Source organism: Mycolicibacter arupensis (assembly GCF_002086515.1).
Classification (GTDB): Bacteria; Actinomycetota; Actinomycetes; order Mycobacteriales; family Mycobacteriaceae; genus Mycobacterium; species Mycobacterium arupense.
The window spans coordinates 25,280-51,217 of the sequence record NZ_MVHH01000023.1 but is presented as its reverse complement, the minus strand read 5'-3'; the positions used below and the strand labels follow the sequence as shown (position 1 = coordinate 51,217).

General features: G+C 65.7%; 25 protein-coding genes and 1 other RNA gene. 19 read left to right on the top strand and 7 right to left on the bottom strand.

The features are described from left to right. Positions 1-115: 115 nt before the first annotated feature. From BST15_RS12390 to BST15_RS12380, 3 genes are read right to left on the bottom strand one after another with little or no spacing between them, the layout of a single operon-like run. On the bottom strand, positions 116-1,342 hold the full coding sequence (locus BST15_RS12390) for an exonuclease domain-containing protein (RefSeq protein ID WP_046188300.1): 1,227 nt from the start codon (positions 1,340-1,342) through the stop codon (positions 116-118). Next, entirely contained in the window at positions 1,343-2,491 is a 1,149-nt protein-coding gene (locus tag BST15_RS12385; protein ID WP_046188335.1) for a restriction endonuclease subunit S, read from the bottom strand. Positions 2,492-2,493: 2 nt separating this feature from the next. Further along, positions 2,494-3,951, bottom strand: coding sequence for a type I restriction-modification system subunit M (locus tag BST15_RS12380; protein WP_046188299.1), 1,458 nt, complete (start codon positions 3,949-3,951; stop codon positions 2,494-2,496). A 182-nt stretch (positions 3,952-4,133) separates the two neighbouring features. Between BST15_RS12380 and BST15_RS12375 the strand changes: the two genes are divergently transcribed. The 3 genes from BST15_RS12375 to BST15_RS12365 are packed head-to-tail and all read left to right on the top strand — an operon-like array spanning position 4,134 to position 7,083. Beyond that, positions 4,134-5,264, top strand: a complete 1,131-nt coding sequence (locus tag BST15_RS12375; RefSeq protein ID WP_046188298.1) for a Nif3-like dinuclear metal center hexameric protein — start codon at positions 4,134-4,136, stop codon at positions 5,262-5,264. Then, on the top strand, positions 5,264-5,998 hold the full coding sequence (locus tag BST15_RS12370; protein WP_046188297.1) for a zinc ribbon domain-containing protein: 735 nt from the start codon (positions 5,264-5,266) through the stop codon (positions 5,996-5,998). The genes BST15_RS12375 and BST15_RS12370 overlap by 1 nt, the downstream gene beginning before the upstream one ends. Beyond that, positions 5,995-7,083 (top strand): bifunctional RNase H/acid phosphatase, encoded by a 1,089-nt coding sequence (locus BST15_RS12365; RefSeq protein ID WP_046188296.1) that lies wholly within the window; start codon positions 5,995-5,997, stop codon positions 7,081-7,083. The genes BST15_RS12370 and BST15_RS12365 overlap by 4 nt, the downstream gene beginning before the upstream one ends. Before the next feature lie 15 nt (positions 7,084-7,098). On the opposite strand, the gene BST15_RS12360 is transcribed toward BST15_RS12365, so the two are convergent. Further along, positions 7,099-7,674: a helix-turn-helix domain-containing protein gene (locus BST15_RS12360; protein WP_046188295.1), complete on the bottom strand. Its 576-nt coding sequence runs from the start codon at positions 7,672-7,674 to the stop codon at positions 7,099-7,101. A 203-nt stretch (positions 7,675-7,877) separates the two neighbouring features. On the opposite strand from BST15_RS12360, the gene BST15_RS12355 reads away from it, so the two are divergent. From BST15_RS12355 to BST15_RS12345, 3 genes are all read left to right on the top strand, one after another. After that, entirely contained in the window at positions 7,878-9,029 is a 1,152-nt protein-coding gene (locus tag BST15_RS12355) for a YeiH family protein (RefSeq protein ID WP_046188294.1), read from the top strand. 82 nt (positions 9,030-9,111) lie between these two features. Further along, positions 9,112-10,077: an NAD(P)/FAD-dependent oxidoreductase gene (locus BST15_RS12350; RefSeq protein WP_046188293.1), complete on the top strand. Its 966-nt coding sequence runs from the start codon at positions 9,112-9,114 to the stop codon at positions 10,075-10,077. Further along, complete coding sequence (locus BST15_RS12345) at positions 10,074-10,727, top strand: class I SAM-dependent methyltransferase (protein ID WP_046188292.1); 654 nt, start codon at positions 10,074-10,076, stop codon at positions 10,725-10,727. Before BST15_RS12350 ends, BST15_RS12345 begins: the two co-directional genes overlap by 4 nt. Here the strand turns inward: BST15_RS12345 and BST15_RS12340 are convergent. Continuing rightward, positions 10,712-11,434 carry a 2OG-Fe(II) oxygenase gene (locus tag BST15_RS12340; RefSeq protein ID WP_198528277.1) on the bottom strand — a complete coding sequence of 241 codons (723 nt, stop codon included), beginning with the start codon at positions 11,432-11,434 and terminating at the stop codon, positions 10,712-10,714. The two genes, BST15_RS12345 and BST15_RS12340, sit on opposite strands and share 16 nt — an antisense overlap. Positions 11,435-11,795: 361 nt before the next feature. On the opposite strand from BST15_RS12340, the gene BST15_RS12335 reads away from it, so the two are divergent. From BST15_RS12335 to rnpB, 12 genes are all read left to right on the top strand, one after another. Beyond that, positions 11,796-12,560: an MlaE family ABC transporter permease gene (locus tag BST15_RS12335; RefSeq protein ID WP_046188291.1), complete on the top strand. Its 765-nt coding sequence runs from the start codon at positions 11,796-11,798 to the stop codon at positions 12,558-12,560. Next, positions 12,557-13,360 (top strand): ABC transporter permease, encoded by an 804-nt coding sequence (locus tag BST15_RS12330; protein WP_046188290.1) that lies wholly within the window; start codon positions 12,557-12,559, stop codon positions 13,358-13,360. The genes BST15_RS12335 and BST15_RS12330 overlap by 4 nt, the downstream gene beginning before the upstream one ends. Positions 13,361-13,365: 5 nt before the next feature. Further along, positions 13,366-14,640 carry an MCE family protein gene (locus BST15_RS12325; protein ID WP_442928566.1) on the top strand — a complete coding sequence of 425 codons (1,275 nt, stop codon included), beginning with the start codon at positions 13,366-13,368 and terminating at the stop codon, positions 14,638-14,640. Then, entirely contained in the window at positions 14,637-15,665 is a 1,029-nt protein-coding gene (locus BST15_RS12320; protein ID WP_046188289.1) for an MCE family protein, read from the top strand. The genes BST15_RS12325 and BST15_RS12320 overlap by 4 nt, the downstream gene beginning before the upstream one ends. Continuing rightward, positions 15,662-16,930, top strand: a complete 1,269-nt coding sequence (locus tag BST15_RS12315; protein ID WP_046686353.1) for an MCE family protein — start codon at positions 15,662-15,664, stop codon at positions 16,928-16,930. The genes BST15_RS12320 and BST15_RS12315 overlap by 4 nt, the downstream gene beginning before the upstream one ends. 1 nt (position 16,931) lies before the next feature. After that, positions 16,932-18,239, top strand: a complete 1,308-nt coding sequence (locus BST15_RS12310) for an MCE family protein (protein ID WP_046189871.1) — start codon at positions 16,932-16,934, stop codon at positions 18,237-18,239. Further along, positions 18,236-19,354, top strand: coding sequence for a virulence factor Mce family protein (locus BST15_RS12305; RefSeq protein WP_046189872.1), 1,119 nt, complete (start codon positions 18,236-18,238; stop codon positions 19,352-19,354). The genes BST15_RS12310 and BST15_RS12305 overlap by 4 nt, the downstream gene beginning before the upstream one ends. 1 nt (position 19,355) lies before the next feature. Then, on the top strand, positions 19,356-20,768 hold the full coding sequence (locus tag BST15_RS12300) for an MCE family protein (RefSeq protein WP_046189873.1): 1,413 nt from the start codon (positions 19,356-19,358) through the stop codon (positions 20,766-20,768). Further along, positions 20,735-21,283: a hypothetical protein gene (locus tag BST15_RS12295; protein ID WP_046189891.1), complete on the top strand. Its 549-nt coding sequence runs from the start codon at positions 20,735-20,737 to the stop codon at positions 21,281-21,283. The genes BST15_RS12300 and BST15_RS12295 overlap by 34 nt, the downstream gene beginning before the upstream one ends. 12 nt (positions 21,284-21,295) lie before the next feature. Further along, entirely contained in the window at positions 21,296-21,871 is a 576-nt protein-coding gene (locus BST15_RS12290; protein ID WP_052751358.1) for a hypothetical protein, read from the top strand. A 5-nt stretch (positions 21,872-21,876) separates the two neighbouring features. Next, complete coding sequence (locus BST15_RS12285; protein ID WP_046189874.1) at positions 21,877-22,362, top strand: CAP domain-containing protein; 486 nt, start codon at positions 21,877-21,879, stop codon at positions 22,360-22,362. Positions 22,363-22,386: 24 nt separating this feature from the next. After that, positions 22,387-22,775, top strand: an RNA gene (rnpB, locus tag BST15_RS12280) — RNase P RNA component class A. A 126-nt stretch (positions 22,776-22,901) separates the two neighbouring features. On the opposite strand, the gene BST15_RS12275 is transcribed toward rnpB, so the two are convergent. Continuing rightward, positions 22,902-23,522, bottom strand: a complete 621-nt coding sequence (locus BST15_RS12275; RefSeq protein WP_234708191.1) for an NYN domain-containing protein — start codon at positions 23,520-23,522, stop codon at positions 22,902-22,904. Between the two features lie 69 nt (positions 23,523-23,591). After that, on the bottom strand, positions 23,592-24,410 hold the full coding sequence (locus tag BST15_RS12270) for a hypothetical protein (protein WP_046189875.1): 819 nt from the start codon (positions 24,408-24,410) through the stop codon (positions 23,592-23,594). Positions 24,411-25,363: 953 nt separating this feature from the next. Here BST15_RS12270 and BST15_RS12260 point away from each other — a divergent pair. Next, the gene (locus BST15_RS12260; RefSeq protein WP_046189876.1) at positions 25,364-25,924 is read left to right on the top strand and encodes a hypothetical protein; all 561 of its coding nucleotides are present in this window, start codon (positions 25,364-25,366) and stop codon (positions 25,922-25,924) included. Positions 25,925-25,938: the final 14 nt, after the last annotated feature.

Below are 25,938 nucleotides of genomic sequence, written 5' to 3'. Positions count from 1 at the left end.
AATCAGAGATCGAATTGAACTTATCAACTTTTCGTACCGCCCGCCTGTCGTTCGGCGATCGGGAGTTGATCGCCGACCGGGTCACGCCTGAGTGCGGTTACCTGCGTCGTTGAAGTCAGCGGTTCACCGACCGCAGATAGTCGTCATACATCCGTTCAAATGCCACCTCACTGACCACAGGAATGCCGTACTGGCGGGCCTGGACCGCCTTGCGGCTGAGCGAGTCGGCGTCGGCAGCCACCACCAACCGGGTCGACTTGGTGACTCCGCCGGTGGTGAGGCCCGCAGCGACGATGGTGACGATCCACTGCTCGCGACTGCGTGCCATGTCCCCGGTGAACACCACGCGATCACCGGGATGCAGGGTGAACGCATTCGACTGCCGTAGTTCGCTGGCCTGGGCTGCGACCCACTGCAGAGCGTGGTCGACGTCCTTTGACTCGAAGCCCAGGGCGGCGGCCACCAGCTCCAGGTCGCGATGTTCGGCTTCGGTGACGACGCCGTCGTGCAGGGCTTCGATGGCTACCGAGCGCAGGTACTGCTGGTGCAGGCGGTCCACCGTCTCGGAGCGCAGTCCAGCGGTTTTCGCGGCGTCGAGCAACTGCCGGCCTTCGCTGCGCGAGATCGATCGGTCCAGCAGCGCGTTCTCGAGCACCAGCAGGTAGCCGGCTTCGCCCTCCGGATTCCCGGGAATCCATGTCGCTTGGAGAACTGCGCGCAGCCATTCGTGGGGGTCAGAGGTGGCCTGGCCACGCAGTGCCGGTGCGACCTGCGACACCGGTCGCAGCGCCGTAGGCCACCCATATGTGGCGCACCGTTGTAGGTCTTCGAACCATTCAGAGGTATTGCCGCACATGGTCATCAGGTGCGGCATCAACTGTGCGGTGGCACGTGCGTCACACAGTGCAGCGTGCGCGTCGGCGAGCGGGATGTCGAACGCTTCACAACAGTGCGCGAGCTTGGCGGTGCCGATGGCGCGACCCGCCCACTTCATAGAGCACAGTGCGGCCGGGCGATCGGGAATGGCGTAGTCGGCGCGCAGCAGTTCGGCGTGCAGGAAACGCATGTCGAAACTGGCGTTGTGCGCGACCACGGTTCGACCGCGCAGCAGGTCCAGGATGTGGCCGCTGATGTCAGCGAACTCTGGGGCATCCAGCAGATCACACGCGTTGATCCCGTGAATGTGTACCGGGCCGAGATCGCGGCGCGGGTTGACCAGCGTGGTCCACTCATCTTCGATCCGCCAGGCATCGTCGGCCAGCACGATGCCCACCTCGACGACGCGGTCGGTGCGCTCAGGTACCAAGCCGGTGGTCTCGAAATCGATGACGGCGAAGGGCATTTACAGCTCCCCGCGGAAGGCACGGGATTGCAGGGAGGCGAAGAGGGTGTCAGCTAGCCTTTCGCCCTTGTTCGCGGTCTGAAGATTGGCGCTAGCAATCGCCGACCGCCGGGCGAACTCTTCTTGTATTTCTAGGGGAGGCAGCGGGACAGGAAGCTGACGTAGACGGCCGAGGGTGATCTCGCGGAACGTGACGCCCTTGACCTGCGATTGAATCCAACGTTGTGCCAAATCTGAACGAAGAAAGTTGAGTAGGTACGGCCCAGTTGCGATATCGCTCGGACTGAGTCTGGCTGTGCCTTGCGTGAGGTTGGCTCCTTCTAATGAAGTCGAGACCAAGGCAGTCGTCCCGACGGTGGCGCGAATACTCATTACGATGTCGCCCGCGGACAATTTTGAACGCTCGAATCGTGCTGCGATATCCGGATCTGTATGGCGCAGTTTGGCAATCTGGATCTCGCCATCATCAATATCTCCGGTGCGAATGTAAGGAATTCCTCCCTCGTATTCGGGCCCCGCCTGAACGATGCCATACGTAACTATTGTCCCAGGCTGAACTACTTCGGAGAGTGGTGCCGTGGGGAATCGGTCGCGGCCGAACATATCGCGAAAGATTGACTGGGTCAGGTCCTTGAGGTGCCTGATCGCTTGGCGGCGCTTGGCGCGCAGCGCATCGGCGTGGTCGAGGATCGCGGCGATGCGACGTTGCTCGGCGAGGGGTGGTAGGGGAATTGCAGAGTCTTTGACGACCCGGTCGGAGACAGCTGGATAACTTGCTCCGGTAGCTTTACGTACCATATCTGAGACGAACCGTTGGGTCTGTACCCAGTTAAAGAGGTAGCGAGAATCCAGCTGGGCGGACGGCCTTAACACGGTGAATCCTGTCGATGCCGTAGCTCCGTTGAAGCAGTCGGTAACTGCGGCCACGGCGTTCAGATTCGGGCGAACCGTCGAAACAAGAACGTCGCCTGCTGTCACAAGTTGACGGGCACGACTCGGTGCATTCTGGGCGACTAGGGCGGTCGCGCCCGTGATGCACTTGGCGGTGTTATCGACTGCGCTTAAGTCGATGTATCTGAATTCGGAGTCGGCGTCGCGTGCGGGGTTCCAAGTGCCGACAGGTGTGGTCACCTCGCCCAACGGCACCATCTTCACGACAGCATTGCCTTCAACTCGGCCAGCCCCTTGGCGATCTCGCCCTCCAGTACCTCGATCTCGGCGATGATCTCCAGCGGCGGCCGGTGCTCGACTTCGTCGTGCACGATCTCCTTGTAGCGGTTCAGTGACAGGTCATAGCCTTGGGCGACGATGTCGGCCACCGGAACACAGAATGACTGCTCGGTGCGGGGCCGCTCAAGCTCGGAGCCGTCGCGCAAAGCCCACCGCTCCAACACATCCGGCAGGTCGTTGGCTTCCACCGGATTACGCTTGTCGTCCAGCGAGAATCCATCGGCTTGTACGTCGTAGAACCACACGTGGTCGGTGCCGCCGGAATTGGTCTTGGTGAACAGCAGGATCGCCGTCGACACTCCGGCATAGGGCTTGAAGACTCCCGAGGGCAGCTTCACCACACCGTCGAGTTTCTGATCTTCGACCAGCACCCGACGTAACTCCTTGTGTGCCTTGGATGAGCCGAACAGCACTCCGTCGGGAACGATCACCGCGGCCCGCCCGCCGGGCTTGAGCAGTTTCAGAAATAGTGCCAGGAAGAGTAGTTCGGTCTTCTTGGTCTTCACCGTCCGCTGCAAATCTTTGGAGGTGGACTCATAGTCCAGCGACCCGGCGAACGGCGGGTTAGCCAGGATCAGCGTGTATTCCTCGGTGTCTTCGCTGGCACCTTCGGATAATGAGTCTCGGTAGCGAATGTCGGGGGATTCGATGCCGTGCAGCAGCATGTTCATCGAGCCGATGCGCAGCATGGTGGCGTCGAAGTCGTAGCCGTGGAACATGCTGGCGTGAAAGTGCCGGCGTTGCTCGGCGTTGGTCAACACACTCGGGTGCTGTTCGCGGATGTATTCCGATGCTGCCACCAGAAAGCCCGCGGTGCCACATGCCGGGTCGCAGATCTCGTCGGCGGGGCCTGGCGCCATCATGGCCACCATCAAGTCGATGATGTGCCGCGGCGTACGGAATTGGCCGTTGACGCCGGCGCTGGCGATCTTGGACAGCAGGTACTCGTACAGGTCACCGTTGGTGTCGCGATCGGCCATCGGGATGTCGTCGAGTAGATCCACCACCCGCGACAGCAGAGCCGGCGTGGGAATGGTGTAACGCGCGTCGCGCATGTGCGCCGAATACGTCGAGCCGTCGCCGCCCAGGGTGCGCAGAAATGGGAACACCGCCTCAGCGACGGTTTGATGCATGACCTCCGGCGCGGTGTCCTTGAGGCTCGACCAGCGCAGCTGCTGCTGGTCGGGGCCGAAGATGATGCCCTCGGCGCTGCCGCCGCGGCGAGCCCTGTTCTCGGCCAGCGTGTTGAGGTCATCAAGTCGGCGGATGAACAGCAGGTAGGTGATCTGTTCGATCACCTCCAGCGGGTTGGAGATCCCGCCGGACCAGAACGCGTCCCAGACGCGGTCGATCTTGCTCTTCAATTCACCGGTTATCACACGCGCACCTAACTGATCGCTCCTGAAGCTGAACGGAACTGTATATACGTCGCCCCCGACAGCGCGGGAGGTCGCAGGGATTGGGCGGTGGCACCCGCCCCTCATTGACTCTGCACCTATGGCGGAGAAGTTCGAGAAGAGTGCGCCATGAGCGCAGAGTCACTGTGGGTACTGTTGCACGCGTGACCGCCCGGCTTGCTGACGTCATCGACGTACTGGATGCGGCCTACCCACCCGGGCTGGCCCACTCCTGGGATTCGGTCGGACTGGTCTGCGGTGATCCGACCGAGGTGATCAGCTCGGTGACCGTCGCGGTCGACGCCACCGCGGCGGTGGTCGACGAGGTTCCCGGCGGCGGATTGCTGCTGGCCCACCATCCGCTATTGCTGCGCGGGGTGGACACCGTGGCGGCCAGCACCCCCAAGGGCTCGCTGATACATCGACTGGTCCGGACCGGGCGCGCCCTGTTCACCGCGCACACCAATGCCGACTCCGCCGCGCCGGGAGTCTCCGATGCGCTGGCGGCTGCCGTGGGGTTGACCGTGGATTCGGTATTGGAGCCGGCCGCCCGCGCCGCGGACACCGACAAGTGGGTGATCTATACCCCGGCCGAGTACGCCGAGGCGGTGCGCGCCGCCGTTTTCGCGGCCGGCGCGGGCCACATCGGTGACTACACCCAGTGCAGCTGGAGCGTCGGAGGGATCGGCCAGTTCCTGCCGGGCGACGGTGCGACGCCGGCTATCGGGCAGTCGGGTGCGGTCGAGCATGTTGCCGAAGATCGCGTCGAAGTGGTGGCTCCGGCCCGGGCACGCGGAGCCGTGCACGCGGCGCTGCTGGCCGCCCACCCCTACGAGGAGCCGGCATTCGACATCGTCGCGATGCAGCCGCTGCCGGCCGGAGTGGGGATCGGACGAGTAGGGACTTTGGCAGCCCCTGAGCCGTTGAGTGCGTTCGTCGCCCGCGTCGCCGCGGGGTTGCCGGCCACCTCGTGGGGGGTGCGGGCCAGCGGTGATCCCGACCTGGAGGTCTCGCGGGTGGCGGTCTGTGGTGGCGCCGGAGACTCGCTGCTGGACGCTGCTGCCGCCAGCGGGGCGCAGGTCTACCTCACCGCCGACTTGCGTCACCATCCCGCCGACGAGCATTCCCGGCGTTCCGCGATGGCGCTGGTCGACGTGGCCCACTGGGCCAGTGAACACCCCTGGTGCGCCCAAGCCGCCGACATACTCACCTCGCACTTCGGTGCGACTCTGCCGGTGCGCGTCAGCACCCTGTGCACCGATCCCTGGAATCTCGCGCTCGAAGGAGGCCGCTGATGAAGGCTGCTGAAGCCCAACAACGTTCGCTGCTGGAGCTGTCGGAACTCGACGCCGAACTGGCCCGGATGGCGCACCGCGTCGGGCATCTGCCCGAGCAGCAGGAGCGCGAGCGGATCCAGGCCGAGCACACCGCCGCCGCAGACCGGTTGGCCGCGCTGGAGCTGGCCCTGGAGGACTTGGACGCGCAAGCCGGGCGCTTGGAGTCGGAGATCGACGCCGTGCGCCAGCGTGAGGACCGCGACCGAGCGTTGCTGGATTCCGGCCAGGTCAATTCCAAGCAGGTGACCGATCTGCAGCACGAGGTGGAGACCCTGCAGAAGCGCCAGGCGAGTCTGGAGGATTCACTGCTGGAGCTGTTGGAGCAGCGTGAGCAACTGCAGACCCAGGCCAGCGCCGAAGCCAATGTGCTGCAGGGCCTGGCTGCCGACCTCGCCCGAGTGCAGGAAACGATCGACACCGCATTGGAGGAGATCGAGACCACCCGCGGCCAGCGTTCGGGCAGCCGTGAACGACTGGCCGCAGAGATCGACGCCGAGCTATTGGCGCTCTATGAGCGGCAGCGCGCCTCGGCGGGAGTCGGCGCGGGGCTGTTGCGCGGGGGCCAGTGCGGCGCCTGCCGGATCGAGATCGACCGCGGCCAGCTGGCGAAGATCTCGGCAGCGGAGCCCGAAGAGGTACTGCGGTGCCCGGAATGCAACACGATCCTGCTGCGGGTCAAGAACTTCGGATGAAGGTCGTAGTCGAAGCCGACGGCGGCTCGCGGGGAAACCCCGGCCCAGCCGGCTACGGGGCGGTGGTGTGGTCTGCCGACCGAACCTCCTTGCTGGGCGAAGCGAACGAGGCGATCGGAATCGCCACCAACAATGTCGCCGAATACCGCGGCCTGATCGCGGGGTTGACCGAGGCGGTGCGCTTGGGCGCTGCCGAGGTCAGTGTCTTCATGGATTCCAAACTGGTGGTCGAACAGATGGCGGGCCGGTGGAAGGTCAAGCATCCCGACCTGATTCCCCTGCACCGCCAGGCCCGTGAGCTGGCGTCGCAGTTCGACCACGTGCACTACACCTGGATCCCGCGGGAGAAGAACTCCCACGCAGACCGGTTGGCCAACCAGGCGATGGACGCCGCCGCCGGCATCGACGAGCCTGCGCCGACGCGGGTGGAGAAGGCCTCGGCTCCCTCGGCTCCCGGATGGACCGGCGCGACCGGATCAGCGACTCGGATGCTGCTGCTGCGGCACGGCCAGACCGAGCTGGCGGTGGACCGGCGCTATTCCGGGCGCGGCAACCCGCCGCTGACCGAGACCGGCCGTCGCCAGGCCGATGCTGCGGCGCGCTACCTGGCCCAGCACGGCGGTATCTCGGCGGTCATCAGTTCGCCACTGCAGCGTTGCCGCGACACCGCCCAGGCCGCGGCCACCTTGCTGGGCTTGGACGTGGCCGTCGATGAGGATCTGACCGAAACCGATTTCGGCGCCTGGGAGGGCCTGACTTTCACCGAAGCGGCGCAGCGTGATCCTGACCTGCACCGGCGCTGGCTGAAAGACACATCGATCCAGCCGCCGGACGGGGAGAGCTTCGATGCCGTGCAGCAGCGGGTGTGCCGCGCACGCGACCGAATCGTCGCCGACCACAGCGGCAGCACGGTGCTGGTGGTCTCGCACGTGACGCCGATCAAGACCATGCTGCGGCTGGCACTGGACGCCGGCCCGACCATCTTGTACCGGTTGCACCTGGACCTGGCGTCGTTGAGCATCGCTGAGTTCTACGGTGACGGTCCGGCGGCGGTGCGCTTGGTGAACCAGACGGCATACCTGTAGCCGCGCGCCCACGGGTCAGCCGTGCAGGTGCACGCGTTCACCCTGGGCGCCGAAGATCATGATCGCCTCAACCGGACCGTCCAGGGCGCCGAACCAGTGCGGGGTCCAGGTGGAGAACTCGACGGCCTCACCGGGTTCGATCACGAAATCGTCCTCGCCCAGTGCCAATTGGAGTCGGCCGGACAACACATACATCCACTCGTGGCCTTCATGGACCGGTAGCTCGGCGGGGCGGCGACGGCGCATGCCGACCCGGATCTTGAAGGCGTGTAGGCCCCCGGCCGGTCCATTGCGGGTCAGCGGCCAGAAGGTGATGCCGTTGTGGCTGTGTGAGGCGCCCCGTACCCGGGGATCCTGATGCTGCGGGGCGCGCAGCAGCTCGTCGGTGCTGACCGACAATGCCTCGGCCAGCCGAGGCAGGTGATCCAGCGCCAGGCGGCGTTTTCCCGACTCCAACCTGCTCAATGTCGACACGTCGATGCGGGCGCGGGTCGCCACATCCTCCAACGTCAGCCCCTGCTGGGTGCGCAGTTCACGTAGGCGGCGCCGCACCCGCAGATCCACGCCGCCCTCGTCAGAGTTTGCCTGCATGGCAAACAAGCTTGCCAGCTCTCTAGGCGGACGGGCAACCGCGCGCGAGTACTTTGACCGACGGTGATTTGAACTCTGTCGTCGGTATCCGCCGATGTCATACCGTTGCGCCGAACCAGTCGACGAGAGGCCGCGGATGAAATTGGGCGTGGACGGATGGGCGAACCTCGTGGTCGGAGTGCTGCTCGCGCTGGCCTTGGCCGATGTGCTCCCGAAGATCCCGTGGTGATGATGTGACCACGACACAGTCCGATTCCGACCACGCCGAGACCGAGGCGGTCTTCACCAGCCGACGGCCGCTGGACTATCTGCCCGGCATCTCCTTGCTGCTTGCCGTGGGACTGCTGGGCAAGTACGCGCAGCGGTGGTGGCTGGCACTGGGTCACCATCTGCACGCGACGTTCCCCGACATCGAATATGTGCTGTGGGCCATCATCATCGGGCTCGTCATCAGAAACACCGTGGGACTGCATCGGGTATTTCTTCCCGGTGTGCTGACCTACGAGTTCTGGCTCAAGGTCGGCATCGTCGCGCTCGGATCGCGATTCGTCCTCGGCGACATCGCCAAACTGGGCGGTATCAGCCTGATTCAGATTCTTCTCGACATGACGATTGCCGGGGCGATCATTCTTGGTGCCGCACATCTTTTCGGGTTGTCGGGAAAGCTCGGGTCCCTCTTGGCCATCGGCACCTCGATCTGCGGCGTGTCGGCGATCATCGCCTCCAAGGGTGCGATCCGGGCAAAGAATTCTGATGTCAGCTATGCGATCGCCGCCATCCTGGCTCTGGGGGCGGTGGGCCTGTTCGTGTTGCCGCCACTGGGGCATCTGATCGGGTTGAGTGACCACGAATTCGGATTGTGGGCGGGGCTGTCGGTGGACAACACAGCGGAGACGACCGCCACCGGGTACTTGTTCTCTGATGAGGCCGGCAAGATCGCGGTGCTGGTGAAATCCGTCCGCAACGCCCTGATCGGTTTCGTGGTGTTGGGTTTCGCGCTCTACTGGTCGGCACGCGGACAGGCAGACCAGGTGGCGGAAGGCTACCGGGCTAAGGCGGCATTCATCTGGCGCCAGTTCCCGAAATTCGTGCTGGGGTTCTTGGCGGTCTCTACGGTGGCGACGCTGGGATGGCTGGACAAGGGGCAGTTGACCAGCCTGGGGAACGTGTCGAGATGGGCATTCCTCTTGACGTTCGCCGGTGTCGGCCTGTCCACCGACTTTCGGCAGATCGCCCGAGCGGGTTGGCGGCCGCTGCTGGTGGCTGTCATAGGTCTCGTGGTGGTGGCCACGGTGTCGTTGGGGCTGGTACTGGTGACCTCCCGGGGGCTGGGCTGGGGTGTGGCCAGCGCCTGAGCGCGGGCGAGCGACCCACCGGGCATTTGCCTTTTTGGCAAACGTTCGTGCCATTTTTCCTCCCGGGCGTCAAGCTCGATGCATGAGTGAAATCTGGGACTGCATCGTGGTGGGCGGCGGCGCCGCCGGGCTCAGCGCCGGCCTGGTCCTGGGCCGGGCGCGCCGCAGGACGTTGCTGATCGACGCGGCGCAACAAAGCAATCTCAGCGCGCACGGCATCGGCGGGCTACTGGGCCACGACGGTCGCCCACCTGCCGAGCTGTACGCCCTGGGCCGGGAGGAACTGGCGTCCTACGGGGTGCAGATCCAGACCGGTGAGGTCTCCGACATCGCTGCCGCGGAGGGAGCTTTCCTGGTCCGGCTGGCCGATGGTGATGAAGTGGGAACTCGCCGTGTGCTTCTGGCCACCGGGATGACCTACCTGCCCCCGGAGCTTCCCGGTCTGGCCGAATTGTGGGGCCGCTCGGTGTTCCACTGCCCGTTCTGCCACGGCTGGGAGGTGCGGGATCTGCCCTTGGCGGTGCTGGCCGATGGCGACCGGGCCGTGCACCTGGCGCTGCTGCTGCGGTGTTGGAGTGAGGACATCGTGGTGCTCACCGGAGGCCCGGCCGATCTTGACGCGGAAGATCGCACCCGACTGAGCAGTGCCGGCGTCCGGGTGGACGAGCGGCCGGTGACCGCCCTGGAGGCACACGAGGGCGAGTTGTCGGCGGTCGTCTTCGCCGACGGGCGGCGGTTGCCGCGGCGCGGGCTTCTGGTGGCGACGGCCTTGCGGCAACGCGATCGCCTGGCCGAGCGGCTGGGCGTGGGGATCGCGCCCCCCGGACCCGTGGCCCAAGACCCTGTCGGGGTCGATCAGATGTGCCGCACCTTCATCCCCGGGGTATTTGCCGCGGGGGATCTGACCGGAGAGATGCCGCAGGTGGCCGGCGCAATCGCGGCGGGATCCCGCGCCGCGGCGGCGGTGGTGCAGAGCCTGGCCGCCGACGACTACGGATTGGCGATGCCACCCGGTGTCGCGACGACCGAAAGGAAGGCCGATCGATGACGGACGCCCTGCGCGACGCGCACGAATTCTGGGACGAGTTCTACGGCGGTGACCACTCGGTGTGGAGTGGGCGCGTGAACACGCACCTGGCCGAGATCACCGCCGACCTGGCTCCGGGCCGGGCGCTCGATCTGGGCTGCGGTGAAGGCGCCGACGCCATCTGGCTGGCTCAGGACGGCTGGCAGGTGGTGGCGGTTGATATTTCGGGTAACGCGCTGGCGCGGGCGGCTGCCGCAGCGCAGCAGGCAGGGGTTGCCCCGCGCATTCGCTTCGAGCGCCACGACCTGTCCACCAGCTTCCCCGCCGGACACTTCGACCTGGTCTCGGCGCAGTTCCTGCACTCACCGGTGCCGTTGGATCGCGAGGCGCTGCTGCGCCGGGCCGCGCAGGCGGTGGCCGTGCATGGCCGACTGCTGATCGTGGACCACGGTGCCGCGCCGCCGTGGGCCGGCGAACACGCACACGATCACCACTTCGCCACGGCCCAGGAGGTTCTGGACGGGCTGGGCATCGACGACGCCCAATGGGATCTGCTGCGCATCGACGCTGCCGAACGCGCTGCCACCGGACCCGAGGGGCAACCGGGCGTTTTGATCGACAACATTATTCTGCTGCGCCGCAGAGCCATCAGCCCTCACGCGGCGTCGTGAAAGATCAAGCCCAGCGTGTAACGCTCCCCGGAGCGGATCGGCGAGACCCCATGGCGCACCGGCGCCGTCGACCAGCCCCGCGTGGACCGGATCGGCCGGTCTCGGGTGGTGAACACATAGCCGTGGCCTTGGGGCAACTGCACTGCGGTGCCGCGTGACTGGGCCCGCGGGCGCTGCTCGACGAGCAGAAATTCACCCCCGGTGTAGTCGGTGGCCGGGTCGCTGAGATTGATCACCACCTGCAGCGGAAACACCAACTCGCCGTACAGGTCCCGATGCAAGGCATTCCAGTCGCCGGGGCCGTAACGCAGCATCAGCGCGGTCGGCTTGCACTGACCGGCCCGGTGGCAGCGGTCCAACCATTCCTCGAAGTCGTCCGGCCACGGCGATTCCCGGCCGAGCCGCTGTGCCCAGTCCCGGGCTATCGGCAATAGGCGCGGATACAGCGCCTGCTTGAGGTCATCGACGGGATCGGGTGCAGGCGCCGCGAAGTAGCGGTATTGGCCGGAGCCGTAGCGGTGCCGCTGCATATCGACGGTGGCGCGGAAGCGGGCGTCGTCGGCGTAGCAGCGGCGCAGACGCGTGGCCTCGGTGTCGGTCAGAAGTCGGGGCAGCAGCGCGCCGCCATATTCGTCGAGGTCGGTGGCGACGGCTTTCCAATCGCCGGCGTCCACCCGCCGTTGCCAGCGCGTCACCGTCGTCGCCATACCGGGTTCCCTTCCGATCGGGTCTCATCGAGTGTGCGCTACCGGGCGCTGACACGGGTGAAGCGCACCGTCGGGGCCGCGTGTTGCGGTCAGTTCGATTAAATCGCCGTGCGCCAAAACGCCGGCGCCTGGCAACCAGCGTCTTCTGTGAACAGCGCGGTAGTAGGCCTTTTGGGCGCGTTGACAGCTAATTCGCGCACTCCTACTGTTCGGCCAATCGACGCGGAGGGGAGCGAGAGTGCACGGGAGATCAGTACGAACATGCGTACCGGGTGGCGAAGTGGCGGAATCGTCCTCGGCGGCACGGCTCGTACGTGCACGAACAGGCTGAGGCGTTGGCGCACGTCCTAGGCAGGCAGTGATGAGCGCGCCCTCCTGGTCCAAGCCTGCCGTCGCGGTCGGTGACTTCGTGGTGCTTGCCGGTGAGACCTTCGCGGCGATGGCGCGACCCCCATGGGCCTGGCGTGAGCTGATCGACCAGATCTGGTTCGTGGCAAGGGTATCGATAGTCCCGACGATCATGCTGTCGATTCCCTACACCGTGCTGATCGTCTTCACGCTCAACATCGTGCTGTTGGAGATCGGCGCCGCCGACTTATCCGGTGCCGGCGCCGCATTGGCCGCTGTCACCCAGGTGGGGCCGGTGGTCACCGCCATCGTGGTGTCGGGGGCGGGCGCCACCGCGATGTGCGCCGATCTGGGCGCCCGCACCATTCGAGAAGAGATCGATGCCATGAAGGTGATCGGGGTCAACCCGATTCGAGCACTGGTGGTTCCGCGCGTGATCGCGGCGACTTTCGTCGCGGTGATGCTGTACTCCGTGGTCGCGGTCGTGGGGCTGACCGGAAGCTACGCGTTCGTGGTGTTCGTGCAGCACGTGACGCCGGGAGCCTTCATCTCCGGGATGACGTTGTTGACCGGGCTGCCCCAGGTGGTGGTCTCGCTGATCAAGGCGCTGTTGTTCGGGCTGTCAGCCGGGCTGATCGCCTGCTACAAAGGCCTGTCGGTGGGTGGCGGCCCGACCGCGGTGGGCAACGCGGTCAACGAGACCGTCGTGTTCGCCTTCATGGCGCTGTTTCTGATCAACATCCTGGCCACCGCCTTCGGCGTGAAGGTGGCACCGTGACCGCCGCGGAGACCGCGCGGCGGTTCGGTGAACAGACCGCCTTCTACGGCAACGCGCTGATCGCCGTCGGCGACGCGATCCGGCGTTACCCCGGTGAGGTTCTGCGCCTGATCGCGGTCATGGGCATGGGAGCCGGCGCCTTGGCCGTCATCGGCGGCACCGTGGTGATCGTCGGATTCCTCACTCTGTCCACCGGCGCCCTGATTGCCGTGCAGGGCTACAACACCTTGTCCAACGTCGGGATCGAAGCACTGACCGGCTTTCTCGGGGCGTTTCTGAACGTCCGGTTCATCGCCCCGGCCACCGCCGGGGTGGCATTGGCCGGGACTATTGGCGCCGGCGCGACCGCGCAGATCGGCTCAATGCGGATCAGCGAGGAGATCGACGCGCTAGAGGTTATGGGCATCCGGTCCATCACCTATCTGGCCGCCACCCGGATCGTCGCCGGAGTCTTGGTGGTGATCCCGCTGTACACCGTCGCCGTGCTGATGGCCTTCTTGGCAACCCGGTTCGGCACCACCGTGATCTACGGGCAGTCGCGCGGCGTTTACGACCACTACTTCTCCACGTTCTTAGAGCCCACCGACCTGTTGTGGTCGTTTCTGTCCGCGTTGGCGATGGCCACCGCGGTGATGGTGGTGCACACCTATTACGGGTACACCGCCACCGGTGGCCCCGCCGGAGTGGGCGAGGCGGTGGGCCGTGCGGTGCGCACGTCGGTCACCGCGACGGTGTTTGTGTTGTTGACCATCACACTGTCGGTGTACGGACAGTCCGGCAACTTCCACCTGTCCGGGTGATGGCAGTGAACAGCTCCCGCCGCGACACATCCCGTCGCACCGCGATCGATCCGATCTGGTGGTCACCGGTCCTGGTAGTCGTGATTGCCGCACTCTCGGCGATGACGGCCCTGCTTTTCTCCGGAGCGTTCCGGGGCTACGTCCCGCTCACAGTGGTCTCTGATCGGGCCGGACTGGTGATGGAGAACGGGGCCAAGGTCAAGCTGCGCGGAATCCAGGTCGGCGAGGTCAGATCCATCGGCACCCAGCAGGGCGCCGACAAAACTCGACTGGCCACCCTGAGCCTGACCATGTATCCCCGGCCCTTCCAGTACCTCCCGAGCAACGTCGAGGCCGAGATCAAGTCCACGACGGCCTTCGGTTCCAAGTACGTCGATCTCGTCATTCCCCAGAACGGACCCAGTGAGCAGCGGCTCAAGGCGGGCGCGGTACTGCACTCTCGCAACGTGACGGTGGAAGTCAACACTGTCTTCGAGAACCTGCAGGCGGTGGTGCACGCCATCGACCCGGCCAAACTCAACGCCGTGCTGTCGGCGGTAGCCGAATCGGTACGGGGCAGGGGAGACGTCCTGGGCCGGGCGATCACCGGCGCCGACACCGTGCTGTCGGCGGTGAACCCACGCATGCCGACCGTGCAGCGCGACTGGCAGCTGTTCGGGCAGACCACGGCTGTGTATTCGGCAGCAGCGCAGAACATTCTGAACGTGCTCGACGCAACGAGCACCACCAGCACGACGGTGACGACCCAGGCCGGTGAACTCAACGCGTTGCTGCTGGCCGCCGTGGGGTTCTCCGCGACCGGGGTGGACACCGTCGGTGGAAACCAGCCCGCGCTGGTTCAGGCGCTCAACCTGATGGCCCCGACCACCGATCTGCTCCAGGAGTATTCGCCCACCTACACCTGCCTGTTCCAGGGTGCGCAATGGTTCCTGGAGAACGGTGGTCGAGATGCCATGGGAGGCAACGGTAGATCAGTCATCATGGATGCCGCGATGCTCGCCGGTGACGACCCGTACCGGTACCCGGACAACCTGCCTTTGGTCAACGCCCGAGGCGGTCCGGGCGGGCACCCCAGTTGTGGCTCACTACCCGACGTGAGCAAGAACTTCCCGGTGAAGTACCTGGTCACCGACACCGGATTCGGCACCGGCCTGGACGTTCGGCCCAACCCCGGCATCGGCTTCCCCGGCTTCGCCAACTACTTCCCGGTGACCAAGCCCGAACCAGAGCCACCCCGAATCCGCTATCCCGGTCCACCCGCGCCAGGACCGGCACCATGACGGGCAACATCGGCAAGACCCTGACCTGGGTCGTCCTGTTCACGGTCACGTGCTTGGTGTTCATCTTCGTCCTGGTGACCGTCTTCGGCCAGTTCCGGTTCGACTCCCGGGTCGGCTACCGCGCCGAATTCACCAACGTGTCAGGCCTCAAGGGCGGCAACTTCGTTCGGATCGCCGGTGTCGAGATCGGCAAGGTCACCAACATGTCCCTGCGCCCCGACGGGACGGTCACGGTCGACTTCTCCATCGACCGCGGCCTTACGCTCACCGAGGGAACCCGCGCAGCGGTGCGCTACGAGAACCTCATCGGCGATCGCTACCTGTCGTTGGAGCAGGGCCCCGGATCGGTACGCACACTGCAGGCCGGTCAGACCATTCCGCTGACCCGAACCGAACCCGCCCTCGACGTCGACGCCCTGATCGGCGGCTTTCGTCCTCTGTTCCGCGCCCTGGATCCCGACCAGGTCAACGCGCTGAGCGGGGAACTGCTCCGGGTGTTCCAGGGGCAGGGCGGCACCATCGCCTCGGTGCTGTCGCAGACCTCGGCATTGACCACCACGCTGGCCGGGCGTGATGAACTGATCGGTCAGGTGATCACCAATCTCACCACGGTGCTGGGCACGTTCAGCTCACGCGATCACGAATTCGGCCGGGGGCTGGATTCGCTGGCCCACCTGGTTCAGGGGCTGGCAGATCGCCGAACCGACCTCACCACCGGAGTGGCCTACATCAATGCCGCGGCCGGTTCGGTCGCCGACTTGTTGACCGTCGCCCGCGAACCCGTCCGCGAGGCCGTGCTGCAGACGGATCGGTTCTCCGGTCAGGTGCTGGCAGACCGTGACTATGTCGACGACCTGGTCAAGACCCTGCCCGACGCCTACCAGGTGCTGGCCCGCAACGGACTCTATGGCGACTACTTCGGCTTCTACATGTGTGACCTGGTGATCAAGGTGAACGGCAAAGGCGGTCAACCGCTCTACTCCAAGATCATGAACCAGACGACCGGACGGTGCGCCCCCAAATGACGAGACCGAAACTACCGCGGATCACCGTCAAACCCCTGGCCGAGCGCAGCCGGCCCGCGGTCGGCCTGACCGGAATTCTCGTGCTGATTGCCTTGGTGGTGGCGGTGTTCAGCTACGACAAGCTGCCGTTTATCAAGGGCACCTCCGACTACGCCGCCTACTTCACCGAGGCCGGTGGCATCAAACCCCATGCCGACGTGCGGGTCTCGGGACTCGATGTCGGCCGGGTGGCGGGCCTTGCCCTGGAGGGCAATCGAGTACTGGTCAGGTTCACCGTCCGCAGGGGAGTCGCCCTGGGGGACAGGACCGAAGCGGCCATCAAAACCGAAACCGTTCTGGGCAACAAATTCCTGGAGCTCACGCCGCGCGGCGATGGCCACCTCACCGGCCCGATACCGGCTGAACGGACGACCTCGCCCTACGATCTGCCCGACGCCCTGGGCGACCTGACCGCCGTCGTCAGCGGCCTGGACACCACCCAACTGTCTGCTGCCCTGACCACTTTGGCGGAGACGTTCAAAGACACCCCGCCGGACCTCAAGGCCGCGCTGCAGGGCGTGGCCCGATTCTCGGACACCCTCGACAAGCGAGACGCCTCGCTGCGGCAGCTGCTGTCCAACGCCAACAACGTGACCGGGGTGCTGGCCCAGCGCAGCGAGCAGATCGCCGGACTGGTGGCCAACAGCAACGCTTTGCTCAGTGAGCTTTTGTCGCAACGCAACTCCGTCGACGCGCTGATGACCAATCTGACCTCGGTATCGCGACAGATCTCGGCGTTGGTCGAGGAGAATCACCGGCAACTCAAGCCCGCGGTGGACAAGCTCAACGGGGTGCTGGAGATCCTGGACAACCGCCGCGCCGAGCTGCAACGCACCCTGTACCTGTTTCGCCGCTACGCCATGTCTTTCGGTGAGGTGCTGGGTTCTGGGCCGTTCTTCAAGGCCTCAGTGGTGAACCTGATTCCGGGCCAGCTGGCTCAACCGGCCATCGAGGCGGCGTTCTCCGATCTGGGCCTGGACCCCAACGTGCTGTTGCCGTCGGAGCTGAACGACCCCGCGGTCGGCCAGCCGGGCACCCCGGCCCTGCCGATGCCCTTTCCCCGCACCGGTCAGGGCGGCGAGCCGAACCTGACCTTGCCCGACGCCATCACCGGGAAGCCCGGAGACCCTCGCTATCCCTACCGGGAGCCGCTGCCGGCGCCGCCTCCGGGCGGGCCGCCCCCGGGGCCACCCGCGCTGGGCCCGGCAGCGGACGGGGGGAACTGACATGGGCGTCCACTCTGTCGCGGGCTGGAACCTGTCCGCCGACCGGTTGCGGCAGCTGCGCCTGGCCACCGCAGCGGTGCTGGTGTCGACCCTCGCCGCCGCACTGTTCCTGGTCGCCGGCCCGCCCTGGGCGCAGCTGCACAAGCACGTCTACACGGCCTACTTCACCAACACCAACGGCCTCTACACCGGCGACGAGATCCGGATCCTGGGGGTCGCCGTGGGAACCGTCGACCGCATCGAACCGCTGCCCGACGCCGCCAGGGTCACCTTCTCCGTCGGCGCCGAGTACCGGATTCCCGCCGATGCCCGCGCGGCGATCCTGTCGCCCTCACTGGTCAGTGCGCGGGCAATCCAGCTGGTCCCGGCCTACTCCGGCGGCCCCGAACTGGCCAACGGTGCCAGCATCGGACTGGAGCGCACCGCGGTTCCGGTCGAATGGGACGACTTCCGGGAGCAGTTGGAGAAACTCACCGACTCGCTGCAGCCGGCCGACACCACCGGCCGCAGCGCGGTCGGCGAATTCGTCACCACCGCGGCGGCCAACCTGCGGGGGCAAGGTGACACGGCACGCGAGACGGTGATCAAACTGTCCCAGGCCATGTCGGCGCTCGGTGACCACAGCACCGACATCTTCAGCACGGTCCGCAACATGCAACTGCTGGTGTCGGCGTTGACCTCCAGCAGCGATCTGCTGGCGGCGTTCAACGTCAACCTCGCCGACATCACCACGGTGCTGAGCAATTCGCCCCGGGAGTTCGCCGACGCGATGACCAGTCTCGACAGTGCGGTCACGGACCTGCGCGGCTTCATCGGCGAGAACCGCGAGGGCTTCGGTGTCACCGTCGATCACCTGGCCGCGATCACCACCGCACTCAACGAGAGCCGCGGTGACCTCAAGCAGGTGCTGCACATCGCCCCGTCGGTGTTCCAGAACTTCGTGAACATCTACCAGCCGGCCCAGAGCGCGATCACCGGCGTGATGGCCCTCGGGAACTTCGCCAACACCGTCCAATTCATCTGCGGCGGAATCGAGGCATTGGCGCGGGCGAATTCGCTTCAGGCATCGAAGCTGTGCGTGCAGTACCTGGCGCCGATCATCAAGAACCGCCAGTACAACTTCCTGCCGATCGGCGGCAATCCGTTCGTCGGCACCGCAGCCCGGCCCAACGAGATCACCTACAGCGAAGATCGGCTCAGGCCGGCCGCGGCGCAACAACCGCCCGAGCCCGCTCCACAGCCCATCGACCCCGAGCTTGGTCTGCCCGGTCTGCTGTTGCCCGCGCCGCCCCCCGAGGACAACCCGTGAAGCGCGCGATCGGTGTCGCGGTGAGCATCGCGGTGGTCTGCGGGGCCACCGGATGTCAGTGGCGCGGCCTGAACTCACTGAGCCTGCCCGGTACCGCAAGCGCCAGCGGCACTTACACGATCTCCGCCGAGTTGCCCGATGTCGTCGTCATTGCGCAGAACTCGCGGGTTCGGGTCGCCGACGTCACCGTGGGCAACGTGACCAAGATCGAAGTCCAGGACTGGCACGCCCTGGTCACCATGCGCATCGACAACGGCGTGCACCTGCCGGCAAACAGCACCGCCACAGTCGGTCAGACCAGCCTGCTCGGCTCGATGCACATCGAACTGGCGCCACCGACCGACGAGCCGCCACGCGGCGAACTCGAAGACGGCGCGGTCATCCCGCTGTCGAGGGCCGCCACCTATCCAAGCACCGAGCAGACCCTGGCCTCGGTGTCGCTGCTGCTCAACGGCGGCGGTCTGGCGCAACTGCAGGAGATCAACCAGAGCTTCGCCCGAGCGCTGGCGGGGCGCGAGAACGACATGCGCAGCCTGCTCACACAATTGGACACGTTCATTGCTGGGCTCAACGATCAGACCGATGACATCATCTCGGCCACCGAGAAGTTGAACGGCCTCGTCGGCCAGTTCGCCCAGCAGAACCGGACCGTCGATCGGGCACTGACCACGATTCCGCAGGCACTGGCGGTGCTGGCCGAGCAGCGCGCTCAGATCGCCGACGCCGCCGACGCACTCGGCAAGTTCAGTGCCATCGCGGTCTCCACCGTCGAGCAGAGCAGGGAGGCGCTGGTGGCCAACCTGCGCAACATCGCCCCGGTGTTGCGTTCGTTGGCCGACGCCGGCCCGGCGCTGACGCAAGGCCTCGACTTCCTGTCGACCTATCCCTGGGTCAAGAGCAACATCCCCAATTGGTTCCGCGGCGACTTCGCCAACATCAGCCTGGTCGTCGACCTGACGTTGAGCCGGATCGACAGCGGCCTGTTCACCGGAACACGCTGGGAAGGCGACCTGACCGAGCTGGAACTCCAGTGGGGCAGAACCGTCGGACAGATGCCCAGCCCCTACACCGCGGGCAATCCGCTGGTGGCCCCCTACCACTTCGGGGGGTACTGACGTGTTTCGGCTGTCGCGCACCGTCTGGAACCAGCTGGCGATCCTGGCCACCGTCACCCTGGTGGCCGGTGGGGTCATGGCGTTCGGATTCGTCAAGGTGCCAGCGCTGTTCGGCATCGGCCGCTACACGGTGATCGTCGAGCTGCCGGCCTCCGGAGGTCTGTACCCGACATCGGTGGTGACCTACCGCGGCACCGAGATCGGCCGGGTCAGGTCCATCGACGTCGATGCCGACGGGGTGCGTGCGGTGCTCAAGCTGAACTCGGCTATCAAGGTGCCCGCACCGGTGACAGCGGCGGTGCACAGCCGCTCGGCGATCGGCGAACAGTTCCTCGAACTGACCCCGGCCCCCGGGACCGACGACCACCGCACGCTGCGCGCCGGCGATGTGATCGGGGTGGATCAGGTGCGGATTCCCGCCGATATCGCCCACCTGCTGGACGCCACCAACCTTGCGCTGCGGTCGATTCCGAACGACGACCTGCGTACCGTGATCGACGAGGCGAACAAGGCGGTAGGCGGTCTGGGGGCAGAACTGTCGCGGATCGTCGCCGGCTCCACATCGCTGGCCATCGAGGGCGGGCAGGCCGCGCAACCGCTGGCACAGTTGATCGACGAAACCCCGCCCGTACTGAATTCGCAAGTCCAAACCGCGGATTCGGTGCTGATCTGGGCGCAGCGACTGGCGTCGATCACCGGCCAGCTGGCCGCCGAGGACCGTGCATTCGCCGGGCTGCTCAGTGCGGGAGCCCCGGCACTGAATGAGGCCGACGCGCTGCTGGGCCGGGTGGCCCCGGCCCTGCCGGTGTTGCTGGCGAACATGGTCAGTCTGGGGCAGATCGCCGTGACATTCCGGCAGGGAATCGAGCAACTGCTGGTGCTCTTTCCGCAGGGCACCGCGGTGATGTCGGCGATCACGCTGGCCGATTCGGGGCTGAACACCCCCTATCGCGGCATCTACCTGGACTTCAACCTCAACATGAACTACCCGCCGCCCTGCAACACCGGATTTCTTCCGGCCCGCCAGCAGCGTGTCCCGGCCGCCGTCGACTACCCCGACCGGCCCGCCGGCGAGCTGTACTGCCGGGTCCCGCAGGATTCTGACCTCAATGTGCGTGGCGCCCGCAACATTCCGTGTGAGAACAATCCCGCCAAACGCGCTCCCACGGTCGAGATGTGTGAGAGCGACCAGTGGTATGTGCCGCTCAACGACGGCTACAACTGGAAGGGCGACCCCAACGCCACGGCGTCGGGTCAGGCCGTGCCGCAGGATCCGCCGGTCGCGTTCGTCCCCTATGACCCGGCCACCGGCAGCTACCTCGGACCGGATGGACAACGGCACATCCAGGCCGATCTCGTCCCGCAGCAGAAGGAGCAGACATGGCAGACGATGTTGATACCGCCGAGCCCGTAGCGCCGTCCGGTGCACCGGCCCGGCGCGCCGGGGCGACGCGCCGGGTGATCGCCGTCGTCGTCGTGGGCCTGGCGGTGGTGGTGCTCACCGGTGCCCTGGGCTGGTTGGGGTACCGGATCCAGGCGAACCAGCAGGCCCAGGAGCAACGCGAACAGTTCGTCCAGGTGGCGCGCCAAGCCGCGGTCAACCTGACCACGATCAGCTACGCCCAGGCCGGTGCCGACGTGCAGCGCATCATCGACACGACAACGGGGGAGTTCCGCGACGACTTCACCCAGCGGTCTCGGCCGTTCGTCGACGTTGTCCAGCAAGCGCATTCGGAGTCTGAGGGCACCGTGACCGAGGCCGGGCTCGAATCGGTGGACGGCGACCGGGCCGACGTGTTGCTGGCGGTCGCGGTGCGCACCACGATGGCCGGAAACGTCGTGCCGGAGCCGCGCCGCTGGCGCATGCGGATCAGCCTGCAACGCACCGACGACGGTCCCAAAGTGTCCAACATCGTCTTCATCCCGTGAACGGAGGTGGCCATGTCTACAGCTCCCACCCTTGATGCTCCCGACGTCGCAGACGCCGTCGCCGATGACACCGAAGACACGGCGGCGGCTCTGCCGAACCCGCCTTCGGCGTTGCGGCGCGTGCTGGTAGTCGGCCTGCTGTCGGCGCTGGCGTCAGCCCTGGCGGTGGCGGCCGGTTACCTGCGCTGGCAGGACGTCTCGGCGCAGGTGAGCCAGCAGGCGGCCGCCGAGTCCGTGCAGGCCGCCACCGACGCCGCTATCGCGATGCTGACCTACCGCCCCGACAACGTCGACACCGCGTTGGCGGCGGCCGCCGACGCCATGACGGGCTCCTTTCGCGACGAGTACACCCACCTGGTCGCCGATGTCGTTGCCCCCGGCGCCAAACAGCAACAGATCTCGACGGTCGTCAGGGTGCCGGCGGCGGCATCGGTGAGCGCGAACAGCCGCCACGCCGTGGTGCTGCTGTTCGTCGACCAGGCGACCACATCGGGGAAAGGGCCGGCCACCGATACCGCCTCGAGTGTTCGGGTGAGCCTGGACAAGGTCGGTGGCCGGTGGCTGGTCTCGCAATTCGACCCGGTGTAGCGCAGATGAGATTCGGTGTGCACCACGCGGCGGTGCTGCTGATCGCGATGGTCGGTGCTGCGACGGTTCCGGTGGCCGGCGCCGACAACTCGCGCCTCAACGACAGCGTGGTGACCAACGTCTACACCATTCATCATCAGGCCGGTTGCGCAGAAAAGGTGATGGCAGACCCGCGGCTGGTGCTCGCCGCGGAGTGGCACGCCAAAGATGTTCTCGCGAATCGAGATCTGGACGGCGATCTGGGCTCGGACGGCTCCACTCCGCAGACCCGGGCGCAGGCCGCCGGGTTCCCGGGGCCCGTCGCCCAAACCGTCGCGATCAACCCGGCGGTGGCTATCAGCGGCATCGAGATCCTTAACCGCTGGTACTACAACCCGCGGGATCTGGCGGTGATGTCGGACTGCGCCAACACCGCGATCGGGGTGTGGTCGGAGAACAGCCTGGACCGTTCGGTGGTGGTCGCCGTTTACGGTGCGGCTTCTCGGGGTTAGGCGTAGTACGGTGATCAGCGCGGACGAGTTGGCCGGGCGGCCGCGGCTCGCTGTCAAGCGGGTCGAGGAAAGTCCGGACTTCACAGAGCAGGGTGATTGCTAACAGCAATCCGAGGTGACTCGCGGGACAGTGCCACAGAAAACAGACCGCCACCGCAAGGTGGTAAGGGTGAAACGGTGCGGTAAGAGCGCACCAGCGTTCCGGGTGACCGGGACGGCTTGGTAAACCCCACCCGAAGCAAGGCCAAGAAGGCCGCATTCCGGTGCGGCTGCGCAGGTGTTTGAGGGCTGCTCGCCCGAATCTGCGGGTAGGCCGCTTGAGGTACCCGGCAACGGTGTGCCCAGATGGATGGTCGCCGCCGCACCGCGTCAGTGGTGCGGGACAGAATCCGGCTTACAGGCCAACTCGTCCGCCCCACAATGGTGAGCTGCACGTTCAGCGGGTCGGGTTCACTACCGTCCGCAGTAGGTGATGCGAGCACCGAGTCGATCGCGTCTCGCGTCCGGTCGTCGGAGTCGGGCCACAGGTGGCTGTAGGCTTAGCGCCACTTGGCGGGTCGCCTCCACTGCTTGCCTGTGGCCGCATCGACCACAGTCGCAGGAAGCTGGCTGCTACGGATCTTCCTCATGCCGATATGGAATGACGCAGGCATCAACGTCATGAGTTCGTTCGAGACGCGCCGTGGTGGAAATGCAGCGGCGACGAAGAGGGCGGGATTCAGCTGCCGCGCGAGCCGGACACCGGGGGCAAGGTCGCTGTCGGCTGAGATGATCAACGCCGCGTTAGTCAGCTTGTTGGCAGCGTCGGCGACGAGATTGACAGCGATGTTGACGTCAGTCTCTTTCTCCTCGTAAGCGGTCCACGAGTTGCCGCACCGCCCGCAGTTCTTGGTCTTCGACTGGTAGCGCCCCTGAACTACTTCGATCAAGCCAGGGTTCTGCGCCACCAACGCGGCGAGGTAGTCCTGCTGGTTCGACAGCCCGGCAGTATCGTTGAGGACCGGCGCGGTGAAGTACATGACCTTGGTCAGTACGCTCTGCGGCCGGAGGCTTTGCGCGAGGGCGCCCAGGTCCAGCCAAAGATGCTTCCGAGCAGTCGCCTGGTGCAGACCGTGATACAGATTGAAGCCGTCGACGTAGACGGCCAGCGTCTCAGCCACGGCAGCCACCGCCCACACGCCAGAGCGCCATATGGGGAATGACTTCACCCTGTAGATCAGTTATAGTATTCACGTAACCCCGCCGCCGTCTTCGGACGGTTGGCCCGACGGCCCTTCTTCGGAAGGGCCGTTTTTGTCGGTGTCGCCATCCGTCTGGTTGATCTGGTGCCTCTCCGCATAATCGGCGAGCATGTCGACGACCTCGTAGAAGAACTTGCGATCCTCACCGCGCAGGTTGAGCGGGTTGACGTTGACCGTCAACGACATGGTGCCGCCCGTTTGCAGCTGGACGCTGGTTTCGTACTCAGACTTCGGGGGCAGCGTCGTCTCGCCGCGCTCGGCAGCGTTACCACTGCTGCTGCCGCTGTTGCCGCCGTTGCTTGCCCGTTTCTTCGGGCTCTTGCGCCTCTGACCTGGCGACCCGGACCCCGGTCGGGTGCTCGGAAAGTGAGGGCTCAGCGGAATGTCGGCACGCCGTGCGGCATGTAGAAAGAACGTCACTGCTTTGCGGCGCGTGTCGGCGCCGTCGATCCCGTATGTGTCACGGAAGCATTCATGGAGCTGCTGCTCTGTGCCGTTCTGCGAGGACACTGCGAGCGCATCGGCGTAGTACTTCTCGACCAGCACGCGAAGGTATTTCTTGCGGGCGGTTTCGTCAGCCACAGCGAAATCGACAAATGCGGGCTGGACCTTGCGGTCGTCGTCGATCATGCCGAAGGTGCGCAGCGTGGCCATGATGTTGACCTGATCAGAGCCCGATTTCGTGCCCATAAGCGACCGATCGATCGCCGGCGGTAGGGGATGAGCCGCCAGCTCACCGACGAAGTTCCACAGCGTGGCGAACGGCAGGTACGGCGGTTTGAAGTCCCCGCGATCGTCATCAGCCATGTCGCTCTCCCTCTCCTTCATTCGCTCTGGCAGGCACTCACTTTACATGCCACAAGTGCATGCCACAAGCCAAGACGCGGTAGATACTTCTTTACCGACGAAGTGGCATGCGCCAAGATCATCGATATGGGCATTCACGCAGGTATGAGGGTGCAGGTCACAACCGCAAGCGGTGAGCAGGTGCCGATGATTTCGGTGAGCGACGAAGTGCCCGGCAGAGATATGCCGGTGGTGTGGGTGTCGTCGATCGACGAGTACCGGGTATCTCAGGAAGCCGCATATCGAACGCCGTGGCCTTCGCAGTATGTGAGGCCCGATGAGATAGGCGCCTGAGCTATTCGGTAAGCGCCGACATCACCACGGCGCGTATATCAGCGTCGTCGACCTCGGTGTACCGCTCCGTTGTCGCGACCGACGAAGTGCCCGACAAGCATTTGCACCGTGCGGTTCCGCGATCCGAGCATGAAGACCAGATGCCCTCGACGGGTTGCGAGGGTCGATGGCGACCGGCCTCCGCGGCCTCGGCTGCAAGGTACGACGCGATCGGGCTGGCCGCGCTGGCGGCAGCGGTAGGGGGCGCGGGCCGTTCACGCCACGTCGAGCCACGGCACCGCCGCGATGTCGAGCGCCTGGGCGACGTCTTCGCAGTGCCGGCGCGGCGGGCGTGCGGCGTACCGGCAGTCCGTCCGCAGTAGGTCCAGCATTCGCCATCGACGACCAATGGAGCCAACGCTCTGAGCTGCCTTTTCCGGATTAACCAACACAGCTCGCGAACGCAAACGCGCAGGGGTCATACTCCGGCTTACAGGCCAACTCGTCCGCCCCGCAACGCTAACCAGCGCGTGCCCCTTCGGAGCTGTCTCGACGGCATCGGAGTTCCCAGGCCGTTACCAAGTCCTCACACTGCCACCCAGGACTGCGCGAGGTGGTGATTACGGGTTAACTTGTCGTCCATGACGAGCGAAGAACAGCTCCGGCAGATCGCCCGGGACGTATTCCCGGATTGGTCGCGTCCGCCGAGGATCGTGGTCGAGCAGATCGGCGAGCTGGTGAGGCGCTGGCCGGTTGAAGGTTTCGCTCGCGAGTTGCTACCCGATCGGCAGTGCCGTCTTGTTTGGATCGACAGACACGTGATCGGACAGCTGGATTACCTTGCGGACGCTGCGGAGGAGCAGAGTCTCGATTGCCTGATCCGGCCGCTGAATCAGGTCACTGGGGTCGATGTCAGTGTCTGCGGATCGATGGACGCTTTCGGAGAGCGAACGTACCGGCGCGCCGCCCGGGTGCGCTTCGCATCGGGGAATGCGATTGTGGTCGACACGACCCAACACACGAACGACAGCCTTCGCGGCAATGCCGACCGGTTCATCGATCGGGTACTGGACGCACTGGCGGGCACATCCGCAGGGGACAAGGCGCCTTCTCTGGCTAACGGCAGCACGCCGCCCAGCGCCCGCGGTACGGCGCCGTCATCGAGCCTTAGTGAACAGCCCCGGCCCATGGGGCGGTTCTGAGTCTCGGCTCTCCT

Excerpts from the sequence above, each read along its gene's own strand:
- BST15_RS12385 (WP_046188335.1), bottom strand. The coding sequence starts at position 2,491 with ATGGTGCCGTTGGGCGAGGTGACCACACCTGTCGGCACTTGGAACCCC.
- BST15_RS12260 (WP_046189876.1), top strand. The coding sequence starts at position 25,364 with ATGACGAGCGAAGAACAGCTCCGGCAGATCGCCCGGGACGTATTCCCG.
- BST15_RS12350 (WP_046188293.1), top strand. The coding sequence starts at position 9,112 with ATGAGTGAAATCTGGGACTGCATCGTGGTGGGCGGCGGCGCCGCCGGG.
- BST15_RS12355 (WP_046188294.1), top strand. The coding sequence starts at position 7,878 with ATGTGCTCCCGAAGATCCCGTGGTGATGATGTGACCACGACACAGTCC.
- BST15_RS12290 (WP_052751358.1), top strand. The coding sequence starts at position 21,296 with ATGTCTACAGCTCCCACCCTTGATGCTCCCGACGTCGCAGACGCCGTC.
- BST15_RS12285 (WP_046189874.1), top strand. The coding sequence starts at position 21,877 with ATGAGATTCGGTGTGCACCACGCGGCGGTGCTGCTGATCGCGATGGTC.
- BST15_RS12270 (WP_046189875.1), bottom strand. The coding sequence starts at position 24,410 with ATGGCTGATGACGATCGCGGGGACTTCAAACCGCCGTACCTGCCGTTC.
- BST15_RS12360 (WP_046188295.1), bottom strand. The coding sequence starts at position 7,674 with ATGCAGGCAAACTCTGACGAGGGCGGCGTGGATCTGCGGGTGCGGCGC.
- BST15_RS12295 (WP_046189891.1), top strand. The coding sequence starts at position 20,735 with ATGGCAGACGATGTTGATACCGCCGAGCCCGTAGCGCCGTCCGGTGCA.
- BST15_RS12335 (WP_046188291.1), top strand. The coding sequence starts at position 11,796 with ATGAGCGCGCCCTCCTGGTCCAAGCCTGCCGTCGCGGTCGGTGACTTC.
- BST15_RS12390 (WP_046188300.1), bottom strand. The coding sequence starts at position 1,342 with ATGCCCTTCGCCGTCATCGATTTCGAGACCACCGGCTTGGTACCTGAG.
- BST15_RS12310 (WP_046189871.1), top strand. The coding sequence starts at position 16,932 with ATGGGCGTCCACTCTGTCGCGGGCTGGAACCTGTCCGCCGACCGGTTG.
- BST15_RS12345 (WP_046188292.1), top strand. The coding sequence starts at position 10,074 with ATGACGGACGCCCTGCGCGACGCGCACGAATTCTGGGACGAGTTCTAC.
- BST15_RS12315 (WP_046686353.1), top strand. The coding sequence starts at position 15,662 with ATGACGAGACCGAAACTACCGCGGATCACCGTCAAACCCCTGGCCGAG.
- BST15_RS12370 (WP_046188297.1), top strand. The coding sequence starts at position 5,264 with ATGAAGGCTGCTGAAGCCCAACAACGTTCGCTGCTGGAGCTGTCGGAA.
- BST15_RS12320 (WP_046188289.1), top strand. The coding sequence starts at position 14,637 with ATGACGGGCAACATCGGCAAGACCCTGACCTGGGTCGTCCTGTTCACG.
- BST15_RS12365 (WP_046188296.1), top strand. The coding sequence starts at position 5,995 with ATGAAGGTCGTAGTCGAAGCCGACGGCGGCTCGCGGGGAAACCCCGGC.
- BST15_RS12340 (WP_198528277.1), bottom strand. The coding sequence starts at position 11,434 with ATGGCGACGACGGTGACGCGCTGGCAACGGCGGGTGGACGCCGGCGAT.